Source organism: Janthinobacterium sp. TB1-E2, assembly GCF_036885605.1.
GTDB classification, from domain to species: domain Bacteria; phylum Pseudomonadota; class Gammaproteobacteria; order Burkholderiales; family Burkholderiaceae_D; genus Janthinobacterium; species Janthinobacterium aestuarii.
Map to the genome: position 1 here is coordinate 3,654,565 of NZ_CP142523.1, position 13,814 is coordinate 3,668,378.

The following is a 13,814-nucleotide window of genomic DNA, read 5'->3' on the forward strand; positions in this document are numbered from 1 at the left end:
AATATTGTTGGCGTCGGCTTAGCTATTAAACCCCTTGCCCTCGCCCGCCAGCTTCACCAGCAGCGGCGCCGGCGTCCACGCTTCGCCGTGGCGGCCCTTGGCATAGCCGGCAATCGTGTCGAGCACGTTCGGCAAGCCGACCGTGTCCGCATAGAACATCGGGCCGCCGCGGAACAGCGGGAAGCCGTAACCGGTCAAATACACCATATCGATGTCCGAGGCGCGAAGGGCGATGCCCTCTTCCAGGATGCGCGCGCCTTCATTGACGAGCGCATACACGAGGCGTTCAACGATTTCCTGGTCGCTGATCTTGCGCCGCGCCACGCCGATGTCGGCGGAGTGCTGGATGATCATGGCGTTGACCTGCTCCGACGGATACGCCTTGCGGTCGCCCGGCTTGTAGTCGTACCAGCCGGCGCCCGTCTTCTGGCCGTAGCGACCCAGTTCACACAGCAGGTCGGCCGTCTTCGAATACGTGACGTCCGGTTTTTCCACATAGCGGCGCTTGCGGATGGCCCAGCCGATGTCGTTGCCGGCCAGGTCGCCCATGCGGAACGGGCCCATGGCGAAGCCGAATTTCTCGACCGCCTTGTCGACCTGTTCCGGCAGACAACCCTCTTCCAGCAGGAAACCGGCTTGGCGGCTGTATTGCTCGATCATGCGGTTGCCGATGAAGCCGTCGCACACGCCCGAGACGACACCTGTCTTCTTCAGCTTTTTCGACAGCGCCAGCGCGGTGGCCAGCACGTCCTTGCCCGTTTCCTTGCCGCGCACGATTTCCAGCAGCTTCATCACGTTCGCGGGGCTGAAGAAATGCGTGCCGACCACGTCCTGCGGGCGTTTGGTGAACGCGGCGATCTTGTCCAGGTCCAAAGTCGATGTGTTCGAGGCGAGTATGGCGCCCGGCTTCATGACGGCATCGAGCTGTTTGAAGACGGTTTCCTTGACGCCCAGCTCTTCGAAGACGGCTTCGATGACGATGTCGGCTTGCGCAATGTCCGCATAGGCCAAGGTGCCGGAAACGAGCGCGATGCGCTGCTCGGCCTTCTCCTGCGTCAGCTTGCCCTTCTTGACCGTGTTCTCGTAATTCTTGCGGATTGTGGCCAGGCCCTTGTCCAGCGCTTCCTGTTTGGTTTCCAGCAAGATGACGGGGATGCCCGCGTTGGCGAAGTTCATGGCGATGCCGCCGCCCATGGTACCGGCGCCGACGATGGCCGCGCTGGAGATCGCGCGCACTGGCGTGTCGGACGGCACGTCGGGCACCTTGCTGGCAACACGCTCGGCAAAGAAGGCGTGGCGCAGGGCTTTAGATTCGGGCGACTGCACCAGCTGCATGAACAGTTCGCGCTCGTACTTCAAGCCGTCGTCGAATTTCATCGTCACGGCGGCCGCCACGGCATCGACGCATTTCAGCGGTGCGGGGAACGGGCCGGACATGGCTTTGACGGTATTGCGCGAAAACTGCAAGAACGCTTCGTGGTTCGGGTAGTCGACCTTGCGCTCGCGCACCTTCGGCAGCGGACGCACGTCGGCCACTTTCGTGGCGAAGGCCACGGCGGCGGCCAGCAAATCGGCGCCAGGCGCGATGACTTCGTCGAACAGGGCCGTGCCGGCCAGTTTTTCGGACGCGACGGGCGTGCCCGAGACGATCATGTTCAGGGCCATTTCCAGGCCCAGCACTCGCGGCAGGCGCTGCGTGCCGCCCGCGCCCGGCAAGATGCCGAGTTTGACTTCCGGCAAGGCCATCTGCGCGCCCGGTGCGGCCACGCGGTAGTTGCAACCGAGCGCCAGCTCCAGGCCGCCACCCATGCAAACGCTGTGGATGGCCGCCACGACCGGCTTGGTCGATTGCTCTACGACGTTGATCAGGGTGTGCAGGGTCGGTTCCGTGAGCGCTTTGGGCGAATTGAATTCCTTGATATCGGCGCCGCCCGAAAAGGCCTTGCCGGCGCCCGTGATGACGATGGCTTTGACGGTCTCGTCGGCCAGCGCCTGGCGGATGCCGGCCACGGCGGCCGTGCGCGTCGCCAGGCCCAGGCCATTGACGGGCGGGTTGGCCAGGGTAATGACGGCAACGGCGCCGTTCACTTGATATTCAGCACTCATGTCTCTTCCTTATTGATTTTTGCTCAGCGATGAGGTGGTTGCAAGGGATGAAGCTTCACTATACCGCATAAAAGAACGCTCGTATTATTTTTGTCGTGGCGCACCCGGCGCCAGCATGCTACGCCATGGTACAACATCGTTTGCGGAAAGATTCTGCTGCAAGCGGCAAGCTCTTGTAGAAGCTATCACTTGGATATTCATTTAAATAATAAAATAACAATAATAATAACAACGTTTTATTATGTAAAAGAATGGGTTTGTTATATGCCGACATGGGGCAATTACGACAGTTTTTACATTATTTATTCCCGCCCCTTGTTTTTCGCCAGACGCTGGGGAATAATAAAATTGTTGATTCAAATCAATACTCTACAATTTATCTACTAAAGGCAAACCGCAGGGCGAACACTGGCGGCCGTTGATCGCGCACATTCTCACCGATTATCACCAGATGCCGGCAATGCAATAACATCGCCGCCTTAATCCCTGCCTTAAACCGATAGCGGAAAAAATAATAACAGCAGCCTTATCGTTCCCATTCCTCTTCTCACCCCGAAGGAAATACTATGGACGCAGCCAGCCATGTCAGCCACTCGCAGGATCTGGACTTACAAGCGATAAATACTGCATTGAACCGTGTCCAGGCCGTCATCGAATTCGAGCTTGACGGCACCATCCTGCATGCGAATGACAATTTCCTGCGCGTCGTCGGCTATACCCTGGCCGAAGTGCAAGGCAAGCACCACGCCATCTTCTGCGACCCCGAGTATGTAAAAACGGACGAATACAGCAACTTCTGGGCCAAGCTGGGACGCGGCGAATTCGACCAGGGCGAATACAAGCGCCGCGCCAGGGATGGGCGCGAAGTGTGGATCAATGCTTCCTACAATCCCATCCTCGACGCGGACGGCAAGCCGTATAAAGTCATCAAGTTCGCTACCGACATCACGGCCCTGAAAAAACGCAATGTCGAATACGAAGGCAAGGTCAGCGCCATCGGCAAGGCGCAGGCCGTGATCGAATTCGACATGCAGGGCAATGTGCTGGACGCGAACGACAATTTCCTCGCCGTCATGGACTACGACTTGAGCGATATCCAGGGCGAGCACCACCGCATGTTCTGCGAACCCGAGTATGCCAGCAGCACCGAGTACAAGAAATTCTGGCAAAAGCTCAACCGCGGAGAATTCGACGCGGGCCGCTACAAGCGGCTGGGCAACCATGGCAAGGTGGTGTGGATACAGGCCACCTACAACCCCATCCTGGATCTGAACGGCAAACCGTATAAAGTGGTCAAGTTCGCCATCGACATCACGGACCAGGTGAACCTGGAAAACAGCATCCAGGCCAAGGCCGCCAACGACAGCCGCAAGGTCAATGCCCTGCTCGACTCGGTGGCGCGCGCGGCGCAAGGCGACCTGACCTGCAATATCGTGCCCGAAGGCAGCGAACCGATCGATTTGCTGGCCGGCGGCATCAGCAAGATGATCGTCGACTTGCGCGGCGTGATCGGCAACGTGGTGTCGGCGGCCAACGGCTTTGCCGACGCGTCGAACGCCATCGCCGAACGGGCCACGGGCGTCGCCGTGGGCACGCAGGCGCTGGGCGCCACGGTGGAAGAAATGAACGCCTCCATCGACGGCCTGACGTTTTCCATCAATTCCATTGCGGAAAACACCTCGAATGCCGATTCCCTGGCGAAAGCCACGCAGCAGGAAGCGGAATCGGGTGCGCGCGCCGTCGCCAAGTCGATCGAGGCGATGGACTTGATCAACCGCTCGTCGGAAGACATCGGCGAAATCGTCAAGGTCATCAGCGAGATCGCCAACCAGACGAACATGCTGGCCTTCAACGCGGCCATCGAAGCGGCGCGCGCGGGCGAGCACGGCCTGGGCTTTTCCGTTGTCGCCGACGAGGTGCGCAAGCTGGCCGAGCGCTCGTCGCAGGCGACCAAGGAAATTTCCAAGCTGATCAACGAATCCGTCAAGCGCGTGTCGACAGGCAGCGAAATTTCACGCCAGGCCAGCGACGCCTTCGACAAGATCGTCTCGGGCGTGGCGAAGACCACCTTGGCCATTTCCGACATCTCGAAGGCGGCCAACGAGCAACTGCTGACGGCGCGCGAAGTGTCCACGGCCATCCAGTACATTGCCGAGGAAACGGAAAAGTCGGCCGCCAACTGCGACAGCATCGCCCGCTCGACCGATGGCTTGAACGAGCGCGCTGGCAGCCTGAACCAGACCGTCTCCGGCTTCGTGGTGTAGGCGATGAGCAACGCGGCCACCTTGACGCCCGAGGTGCTGACGACCCTGATCGCGCTGGTGCGCCAGCATACGGGCATCGCCATGACGGCGCGCAAGAGCGTCTTGCTGGAACGGCGCTTGCAGCCACGGCTGCAGGCGCTGTCCCTGCACAGCTACCAGGCTTACCTGGAGCGCGTGGCCAGCGACCGCGACGAGGTACCCCATTTCATCGACCTGGTCACCACCAACGACACCCTGTTCTTCCGCACGCCGCAGATCTGGGATTACTTCCGCGACCGCTACCTGCCCGCCTGGGCCCGCGCGCATCCGGATGGCTGCCTGGCCATCTGGTCGGCGGCGGCGGCCAGCGGCGAGGAGCTGTATTCGATCGCCATGCTGTGCGAGCAATTCAAGCTGCAAGCGCCGTCTTTCCGCTACCAGATCCTGGCCAGCGACATTTCGCAGCAGATCCTGGGCGCGGCGCGGGCCGGCCAGTACAGCGGGCGCTCCGTCGAGCGCATCCGCTTGTCGCACCCGGACTTGCTGCGCAAATATTTCACGCCAGCACCGTATGGCGTCAAGGTCAACGAAGAACTGCGGCAACACGTCAGCTTTGCCCAGCATAATTTGCTGGAAGCATTGCGCCCGGCGCGGCAGTTCGACCTGGTATTCCTGCGCAATGTGCTCATCTATTTCGACGCCGAGCACCAGGAAACCGTGCTGCGCCAAGCGCGCCTGAGCCTCAAGGATGAAGGCCGGCTGATCCTGGGCGAATCGGAAACCATCACCCGCCTCGGCACCGGCTACCAATTCGAGTTTCCCATGATTTACAAGGCGGGTACCGCATGAGCATCATCATCGATCATCGCCTGCCGCTGCACCATGTCGGCATGGGCCAACTGAGCGTGGGCACGCACGGCGAGCAGCTGCAAGCGTTGCTCGGCTCCTGCATCGGCATCGGCTTCATCTGGAAGAATGGCCCATGCTGCGGCCTGGCCCATTGTCTGTTGCCGGAAGCGCCCGGCGCCGATAGCGCCCTTGGCGCGCGCTATGTGAGCCAGGCCGTGCCTTCGCTGCTGCGCCTGATGGGTGTGCGCCAGGCCGATTACCCCGACATTGACGTGGTGCTGGCGGGCGGCGCCAGCATGTTTGGTCCGCGCAACGGGCGGCTGCAGATAGGCCGGCAAAACGCGGAAGCGGCGCAAAAATACCTGGACCAGTGCGGCTTGCGCGTCAGCTTTTGCGCGCTGGGCGGCCGCCACGGGCGCCAGTTGCTGATCGATTGCGCCCGGCACAGCTACGCCGTCACCGATGTGGTGGCGCAACCTGAATTGATTCCACGCAAGGAAGGCGCATATGGATATGCATGAAGCGACGGGCTTGCAAGCGCAGGGCACAAGCGACACGGCCACCGAACTGTTCGGCTCCTTCCACCTGGGCGGCGATGAATTCGCCCTGCCCGCCAGCTGCATCCGCGAAGTGGTGAACTACCCCGCGAAAGTCACCGCCCTGCCCCTGTCGCCCGCGTATCTGGAAGGCATGTTCACCTTGCGCGGCAGCGTCATCCCGGTGGTCAACCTGGGCCGCTTGTTCCGCGCCGATGCGCCGCGCGCCGTGGCCACGGACAAGATCGCCATTCTGGACTTCCAGCAAGTGCTGATCGGCATCGTCTTCCAGGATACGGGAGAAATCCTGCGCGTGCCCGCCAGCGCCCGCAGCGCCCTGCAATATGCGGCCGGCGACAGCCATGCCGTCATCGCCGGCACGATCCTGCTCGATGGCGGCGCGCGCCTGCTGCAGGTGCTCGACCCGCACGCCCTGCTGCGCATTGAAAACGTGCCCCATGTGCTGGCCCTGCAGGCAACGGGCGCCAAGCTGAGCACGGCCCGCTACCACGCGCAAAGCGAACGCCGCCAGTGCGTCAGCTTCCACGCGGCCGGCGCCACGTTTGCCTTCGAAATGCTGGCCATCCAGGAAATCATACGGGTGCCGGAACTGCACAGCTCCCTGCTGAATAGCGAGCTGTGCCTGGGGCGCATGCATTTCCGCGGCAGCCAGGTGGCCGTTGTCGACTTCGGCGCCCTGCTGCAGGCGCCCGCATCCGGCACGGCGGCGACTGGCGACCAGCGCGTCATCGTCGTGCGCCTCGAGGACACGACCGTGGGCTTCCTCGTCGACTCCGTCGACAGCATCGTGCATTTCTTTGGCGACGAGGTCTTGCCGATTCCCCTGCTGAGCAAGGCGCGCGCCGCCATGTTCGCCGGCTGCATCACGAAAGAGGGGCTGGGCGACATCATTTTCCTCGACCACAAGGGCATCCTGTCGCAGGCCGAGATCGTCGAAATGCGCGACGGCCACGCGCGCCTGTATCCGGCCGAGACGGAAACGGCGGCCGCCACGCACAAGGCGCAGCGCCGTGTCTACATCACGTTTACGGTGGAAACCCGCTTCGCCGTGGAAATCGGGCAAGTGCGCGAAATCATTGATTTCAGCGGCGCCATCACGACGCCGCCGGGCATGCCGGCCTGCATGCGGGGCATGCTGAACCTGCGCCAGCAAATGATCAGCATCATCGACCTGCGCCAGCTTTACGCGATGCCGGCCTTGCCGGACGCCAGCGCCGGCAAGATTCTGATCGTGGAACGGGGCGCCGAGCGCTACGGTTTCCTCGTCGACCACGTCGACAACATCATGACCATCTCCGACAGCCAGCGCTTTGCCGCACCGCAAATCATCCGCACGGGAGAACATGAGGACTTGCGCAGCGAAATGGATGAGATGATCGATATCGGCACGGACGCGCAGCGCCAGACCCTGTCCGTCTTCCAGTGCGACCATCTGCTGGAAAAGCTGGGGGCGGCGCTGCCGCAGGCGGCATAGCGCTACATGCCGGGCAGCTGGTGCCCCTTGAACTGCTCGCGCAGCTTGTTTTTCTGGATCTTGCCCGTCGCGCCCATGGGCAAGGCGTCGATAAACAGCACGTCGTCGGGCGTCCACCACTTGGCGATCTTGCCTTCAAAAAATTGCAATAACGCTTCGCGCGTGACCGTCATGCCGGGGCGCAGCACGACGACGAGCACGGGGCGCTCGTCCCATTTCGGGTGGAATACGCCGATACAGGCCGCCTGCAGCACGGCCGGGTGCGCCATGGCCAGGTTTTCCAGGTCGATGGTGCCGATCCACTCGCCACCCGACTTGATCACGTCCTTGCTGCGGTCCGTGATCTGCATGTAGCCGTCCGTGTCGATGGTGGCCACGTCGCCCGTGGGGAACCAGCCATCCTGCAATACGTCGCCGCCCTCGTTCTTGTAATACGACGAGATGATCCACGGCCCCTTCACCAGCAGGTGGCCATACGCCACGCCATCCCACGGCAATTCCTTGCCATCGTCGTCGACGATCTTCATGTCCACGCCGTAGATCGCATGGCCCTGCTTTTGCAGGATCTTGCGCTGCTCGTCCTTCGGCAAGTCCAGGTGCTTGGTCTGCAAGCCGCCGGCCGTGCCCAGCGGCGACATTTCCGTCATGCCCCAGGCGTGGATGACTTCCACGTCGAACTTGTCGATCAGGGTATCCATCATGGCTGGCGGACACGCCGCGCCGCCGATCACGGTGCGGCGGAAGGTGGAAAATTGCAGATTATTCTGCAAGGCGTGATTCAGCAAGCCCAGCCAGACGGTGGGCACGCCAGCCGAGAACGTCACTTTTTCCGCCTCGAACAATTCGTACAGCGACTTGCCGTCCAGTGCCGCGCCGGGAAACACCATGCGCGCGCCGGACAGGGGCACCGAATACGGCAAGCCCCAGGCATTCACGTGGAACATGGGCACGACGGGCAGCACGGTGTCCGAAGCGCGCACGTTCAGGGCGCTGGGCATGGCTGACGCGTACGCGTGCAGCACGGTCGAGCGGTGCGAATACAGGGCGCCCTTGGGGTTGCCCGTCGTGCCCGACGTGTAGCACAGGGTGGCGGCCGAATTCTCGTCGAACAGGGGCCACGTGTAGTCGTCGGAATGCGTGGCGATCAAGTCTTCATAGCACAGCAGATCGGGGATCGTGCTGGTGGCAGGCATGCGTTCGCGGTCGCACATCAGCACGAAATGGCGGACGAAGGTGCAGTCGGCGGCGATCTTTTCCACCACGGGGAGGAAAGTCAAATCGAACAGCAAGACCTGGTCTTCCGCATGATTGGAAATGTAGGCGATCTGGTCGGGAAACAGGCGCGGATTGATCGTGTGCAGCACGGCACCCGAGCCGGACACGGCATAGTACGCTTCCAGGTGGCGGTAGCCATTCCAGGCCAGGGTGGCGACGCGGTCGCCCATGCCGACACCGAGGCCGTGCAAGGCGTTCGCCAGCCGGCGCGCGCGCTGGTGGCAATCGCGGTAGGTGTAGCGGTGCATATCGCCTTCCACCCGCCGCGAAATGATTTCGCTGCCCCCATAATGACGCGCTGCAAACTCGATAATGCTGGAAATCAGCAGGGGCTGATTCATCATCTGGCCCATCACTGGACTCAAGGGGAATGCCGACATCGTGTCTCCTGGGTTGGATACTCGGTTATTGTTGGAATTTAAAGATTTTCCCTAGTTTCGTACGGTCGTGCGGAAATCGTCAACGCATTTCGATATTGCGATGCAGCATGGAATTTTCGGTTCCGTTTTTTGCCGTGCGGATACCCACTACGACGCCCGCCACGCGCCTTGGCGCTGTGCGGTAAAATCGCATTCCAGGCTGGCGCACCGTGCCAGTCCATCTTACTGACTGGAATTGCCATCACCGCTCATACCTTACCACTGGATAACGCCTTTGCGGCCTTGCCGCCCGCGTTCTATACGCGCTTGATGCCCACGCCCCTGCCCGCCCCGTACTTCGTGGCCGCCAGCGCGCCAGCCGCGGCCCTCATCGGTCTCGATGCGGCGCGCCTGGCCGAGCCCGATTACGTAGCGCTGCTGAGCGGCAATGCCGTGGCCGAGCGCTCGATGCCCCTGTCGGCCGTGTATTCGGGCCACCAGTTCGGCGTCTGGGCCGGTCAGCTCGGCGATGGCCGCGCCATCTTGCTGGGCGATATCGCCACGGCTGATGGCCCGATGGAACTGCAGCTGAAAGGCGCCGGCGCCACGCCGTATTCGCGCATGGGGGATGGCCGTGCCGTGCTGCGCTCGTCCATCCGCGAATTCCTGTGCTCGGAAGCCATGGCGGCGCTGGGCATACCCACGTCGCGCGCGCTGTCCATCATGGGTTCGCAGCAAGGCATCATGCGCGAAACAGTCGAGACGGCCGCCGTCGTCACGCGCATGGCGCCCAGTTTCGTGCGCTTCGGCTCGTTCGAACACTGGTTTTACCGCAAGCAGCCGGACGAGCTGAAAATCCTGGCCGATTACGTCATCGACAGCTTCTACCCCCACTTGCGCGCTGCATCAAATCCATATCAAGCCTTGCTGGCCGAAGTGTGCGTGCGCACGGCGCACATGATTGCGCAGTGGCAAGCCGTTGGCTTCATGCATGGCGTGATGAATACGGACAATATGTCGATCCTGGGCCTGACCCTCGATTACGGTCCCTTCGGCTTCATGGAAGCGTTTGACGCCGAGCACATCTGCAACCATACGGACCAGCAAGGCCGCTATTCCTACGCCAACCAGCCGCAGGTGGGTCACTGGAACTGCTATGCGCTGGGCCAGGCGCTGCTGCCATTGATCGGCGAAGTGGCATTGGCGCAGGCGGCGCTGGACAGCTACCAGCCCGCTTTTGCGGAGAAGATGAATGCCCTGCTGCGCGCCAAGCTGGGCTTGCAAACGAGCCAGGACGACGATACGCAGCTGTTCGACAGCATGTTTGCGCTGATGCAAGCCAATCACGTGGATTTCACGAACTTCTTCCGTGCCCTGTCGACACTGCAGGTGGCCGCGCCCGAGCACGACACCGTGCTGCGCGACATGTTCATCGACCGCCCCGCCTTCGATACGTGGGCGGCACAATACCGCGCGCGTCTGCGGCAGGAGCACAGCGTCGATGCCGAGCGGCAAGCGGCCATGAACCAGGTCAACCCGAAATACGTGCTGCGCAACTACCTGGCGCAAGTGGCCATCGAAAAAGCCCAGCAGCAGGATTACACGGAAGTGGCGACATTGCTGGAAGTTTTGCAAAAGCCATTTGACGAACAGCCCGAACACCAGCACTATGCGGCCCTGCCGCCCGACTGGGCCAGCCACCTTGAAGTCAGTTGCTCATCCTGAGGAGTCATTATGACCACGAATAAAGTCAAGAAAACCGACGCCGAATGGCGCGCCATGCTCGATTCGATGCAATACGAAGTTACGCGCCACGCGGCTACGGAACGGGCCTTCACGGGCAAGTTCTGGGACCACCATGAACACGGCGTCTACACCTGCGTCTGCTGCAACACGCCCCTGTTCGCTTCGGACACCAAGTTCGACTCGGGCTGCGGCTGGCCCAGCTATTTCCAGGCACTCGACCCGGCCAACGTGACGGAAATCGTCGACCGCAGCCACGGCATGGTGCGCACGGAAATCGTCTGCGCCGTCTGCGACGCCCACCTGGGCCACGTCTTCCCGGACGGCCCGCCGCCGACCGGCTTGCGTTATTGCATCAATTCGGCATCGCTGCGCTTCGATCCGCAACCGTGAAACACTGGAATGGCGGGCGGGCATCTTGCTCCTAAGCCATTCCTAAGATGAATGTAACAAGACCCGTGTAAAGTCTCGCCATGAAATTTCTATTCGACCTATTCCCCCTGATCGCCTTCTTCGCCGCCTTCAAGCTGGGCGGCATGTATGAAGCGGCCACGCACGATTTCGTGCAGCAATATTTGTCCGGCTTCGTGTCAGGCGGCTTGATCAAGGCCGACCAGGCGCCGTGGATACTTGCCACCCTCGTCGGCATCGTCGCCACCGCCTGCCAGGTCAGCTATCTGCTGCTGCGCGGGCGCAAGGTGGACGGCATGCTGTGGCTGTCGCTGTTCATCTTTGTCGTGTTCGGTGGCGCCAGCATTTATCTGCATGACGATTTCTTCCTGAAATGGAAGCCGACCCTGATCTACTGGCTGTCCGGCCTGGCCCTCTTGATCGCCCACGTGGGTTTCAAGAAAAACCTGATCCGCAAGACCATGGAAGCGCAAGTGCAATTGCCTGATGCCGTATGGAACCAGTTGCTGGCCGCATGGATCATCTTCTTTGGCGCCATCGGCGCACTGAACCTGTTCGTCGCCTTCGTGCTGTACAAGGGAGACATGGCCGCCTGGGTCAGCTTCAAGGCGTTTGGCGCGACGGGCATCTTCTTTGCCTTTATCGTGGCGCAAACCCTGTTCCTGGCCAAACATATCAAGGAAGACGCATGATGAACTCCACCACTGAAAACACCGCGCCGGAAACGCGCATGCAGCGCATTCGTACCCGCCTGGAAACGGCACTTTCCCCTCTGGAATGTGTGCTGGAAGATGACTCGGCGCGCCACCGGGGCCATGCGGGCGCCGCCTCGGGCGGAGGCCATTACAATCTACGCATAATTTCTAGTCAATTTGAAGGGCTCAGGCTCGTCATGCGCCATCGACTGGTGTATGATTCCGTGCACGATATGATGCATAATGAGATACATGCATTGGCGATTGTGGCCCTGGCGCCGTCCGAAGTAGTGTAAGGACGGCGTTTTTGGCGTACCGGGGCAACTTGGTATGCCGTTTGCCGCAAGCGCCATGCACGCGTTTTCTTCCCATGCGTTTTTTACGAAACTTTCCCTAACAGGATTTAATAATGACTTTTAAGCCAGCCCGCTTGCTGATCGCACTACTCGCCGTTGTCGCGGTACCTGTTTTTGCGCAAAATGTTGCCGTTGTTAATGGCAAGCCTATCCCATCGTCGCGCGTTGATGCAGTCGTCAAGCAAGTCGTCGCCCAAGGCCAGCAACCGGATTCGCCGCAACTGCGCGAAATGATCAAGAAAGACTTGATCGGCCGTGAAGTGCTGATGCAAGAAGCGGAAAACAAAGGTTTCGGTAAAGATGCAGCAGTCAAGCAGCAAATCGAGAACGCACGCCAGGCCATCGTCATCAACGCCCTGGTCGGCGACTACCTGAAAAAGAACCCGGTCAACGACGCTGAAATCAAGGCCGAATACGACAAGTTCGTGGCCCAGACCGGCGACAAGGAATACCACGTGCGCCACATCCTGGTCGGCACCGAAGCGGAAGCGAAAGACATCATCGCCAAGCTGAAAGGCGGCGCCAAGTTCGAAGATCTGGCCAAGCAATCGAAAGATACCGGTTCAGCCGACAACGGCGGCGACCTGGACTGGGCAGCCCCATCGTCGTTCCCGAAAGTATTCTCGGACGCCTTCGTGAAACTGCAAAAAGGCCAGGTCACCGACACCCCGGTGCAAACGCCTAACGGTTTCCACGTGATCAAGCTGGACGACACCCGCGCGGCAAAACTGCCGACCCTGGAAGAAGTCAAGCCACAGATCGCCGAAGCGCTGCAGCAAAAGAAACTGCAAGCGTATCAGGAAGAAATGATCAAAAAAGCGAAAGTTCAGTAAGAACTGACCTCCCCGGCGCCCTTTTCGGCGCCGGTCGTGTATTCTGCGCCTGAATGCGCACTGCGCGACAGCCGCGCGTATCGATTTTTAGTATATTTATTAGGAATGAACATGATTTTGAAGCCAGCCCGTTTGATCTTAGCCCTGGTCGCCGTTGTAGCGATCCCTGCGTTCGCGCAAAACGTCGCCACAGTGAATGGCAAGGCCATCCCGTCGTCGCGCGTTGACCAGGTCGTCAAGCAAGTCGTCGCCCAAGGCAAGCAAGCGGATTCTCCGCAATTGCGCGAAGCCATCAAAAAAGACCTGATCGGCCGTGAAGTGCTGATCCAGGAAGCCGACAAGCAAGGCTACGGCACGCGTCCGGAAGTCAAGTCGCAGATCGACAATGCCCGTCAAAGCATCATCATCAACGCCCTGCTGGCCGACTACGTCAAGAAGAACCCTGTCAAGGACGCTGAAATCAAGGCCGAGTACGACAAGTTCAAGGCACAAGCGGGCGACAAGGAATACCATGCACGCCACATCCTGGTGGCCACCGAAGCGGAAGCGAAAGACATCATCGCCAAGCTGAAAGGCGGCGCCAAGTTCGAAGAACTGGCGAAAGTATCGAAAGACGGTTCCGCAGCCAATGGCGGCGACCTGGACTGGGCTAGCCCAGCTTCGTACGTGAAGCCATTCTCCGACGCCATGGTTGCTTTGAAACCAGGCCAGGTCACGCAAACGCCAGTGCAATCGCAATTCGGTTTCCACGTGATCAAGCTGGAAGAAACCCGTCCGACGAAGCTGCCGGCACTGGAAGAAGTCAAGGGTCAAGTGGCCGAGTCGCTGCAACAGAAGAAACTCGCCGCCTACCGCGACGAGTTGATGAAGAAAGCAAAAATCCAGTAATATCGGATGAAGATGAAAAGGCGCT

General features: G+C 60.6%; 12 protein-coding genes. 10 read left to right on the forward strand and 2 right to left on the reverse strand.

The genetic code is table 11. From position 1 onward, the window contains the following. Window positions 1–18: 18 nt before the first annotated feature. Entirely contained in the window at window positions 19–2,106 is a 2,088-nt protein-coding gene (locus OPV09_RS16240) for a 3-hydroxyacyl-CoA dehydrogenase NAD-binding domain-containing protein (RefSeq protein ID WP_338678766.1), read from the reverse strand. Between the two features lie 566 nt (window positions 2,107–2,672). Here OPV09_RS16240 and OPV09_RS16245 point away from each other — a divergent pair. The 4 genes from OPV09_RS16245 to OPV09_RS16260 are packed head-to-tail and all read left to right on the forward strand — an operon-like array spanning window position 2,673 to window position 7,229. After that, window positions 2,673–4,370, forward strand: a complete 1,698-nt coding sequence (locus tag OPV09_RS16245; protein WP_338678767.1) for a PAS domain-containing methyl-accepting chemotaxis protein — start codon at window positions 2,673–2,675, stop codon at window positions 4,368–4,370. A 3-nt stretch (window positions 4,371–4,373) separates the two neighbouring features. Further along, a complete protein-coding gene (locus OPV09_RS16250) occupies window positions 4,374–5,198 on the forward strand; it encodes a protein-glutamate O-methyltransferase CheR (RefSeq protein ID WP_338678768.1) in 825 nt (274 codons plus the stop codon). Further along, on the forward strand, window positions 5,195–5,719 hold the full coding sequence (locus tag OPV09_RS16255; RefSeq protein WP_338678769.1) for a chemotaxis protein CheD: 525 nt from the start codon (window positions 5,195–5,197) through the stop codon (window positions 5,717–5,719). Before OPV09_RS16250 ends, OPV09_RS16255 begins: the two co-directional genes overlap by 4 nt. After that, window positions 5,706–7,229: a chemotaxis protein CheW gene (locus tag OPV09_RS16260; RefSeq protein ID WP_338678770.1), complete on the forward strand. Its 1,524-nt coding sequence runs from the start codon at window positions 5,706–5,708 to the stop codon at window positions 7,227–7,229. The genes OPV09_RS16255 and OPV09_RS16260 overlap by 14 nt, the downstream gene beginning before the upstream one ends. A gap of 2 nt (window positions 7,230–7,231) precedes the next feature. Here OPV09_RS16260 and OPV09_RS16265 read toward each other — a convergent pair whose 3' ends face one another. Continuing rightward, the gene (locus tag OPV09_RS16265; RefSeq protein WP_338678771.1) at window positions 7,232–8,884 is read right to left on the reverse strand and encodes a 3-(methylthio)propionyl-CoA ligase; all 1,653 of its coding nucleotides are present in this window, start codon (window positions 8,882–8,884) and stop codon (window positions 7,232–7,234) included. A gap of 225 nt (window positions 8,885–9,109) precedes the next feature. On the opposite strand from OPV09_RS16265, the gene OPV09_RS16270 reads away from it, so the two are divergent. From OPV09_RS16270 to OPV09_RS16295, 6 genes are all read left to right on the forward strand, one after another. Further along, window positions 9,110–10,588 (forward strand): protein adenylyltransferase SelO, encoded by a 1,479-nt coding sequence (locus tag OPV09_RS16270; protein WP_425324056.1) that lies wholly within the window; start codon window positions 9,110–9,112, stop codon window positions 10,586–10,588. A gap of 9 nt (window positions 10,589–10,597) precedes the next feature. After that, window positions 10,598–10,999: a peptide-methionine (R)-S-oxide reductase MsrB gene (gene msrB, locus OPV09_RS16275; RefSeq protein WP_034756083.1), complete on the forward strand. Its 402-nt coding sequence runs from the start codon at window positions 10,598–10,600 to the stop codon at window positions 10,997–10,999. Window positions 11,000–11,079: 80 nt separating this feature from the next. Next, on the forward strand, window positions 11,080–11,709 hold the full coding sequence (locus tag OPV09_RS16280; protein ID WP_046682773.1) for a septation protein A: 630 nt from the start codon (window positions 11,080–11,082) through the stop codon (window positions 11,707–11,709). Further along, window positions 11,706–12,008 carry a BolA family protein gene (locus tag OPV09_RS16285; RefSeq protein ID WP_235194306.1) on the forward strand — a complete coding sequence of 101 codons (303 nt, stop codon included), beginning with the start codon at window positions 11,706–11,708 and terminating at the stop codon, window positions 12,006–12,008. The genes OPV09_RS16280 and OPV09_RS16285 overlap by 4 nt, the downstream gene beginning before the upstream one ends. A gap of 113 nt (window positions 12,009–12,121) precedes the next feature. After that, window positions 12,122–12,901 (forward strand): peptidylprolyl isomerase, encoded by a 780-nt coding sequence (locus tag OPV09_RS16290; protein ID WP_034756076.1) that lies wholly within the window; start codon window positions 12,122–12,124, stop codon window positions 12,899–12,901. A 111-nt stretch (window positions 12,902–13,012) separates the two neighbouring features. Continuing rightward, window positions 13,013–13,789 carry a peptidylprolyl isomerase gene (locus tag OPV09_RS16295; RefSeq protein WP_034756072.1) on the forward strand — a complete coding sequence of 259 codons (777 nt, stop codon included), beginning with the start codon at window positions 13,013–13,015 and terminating at the stop codon, window positions 13,787–13,789. Window positions 13,790–13,814: the final 25 nt, after the last annotated feature.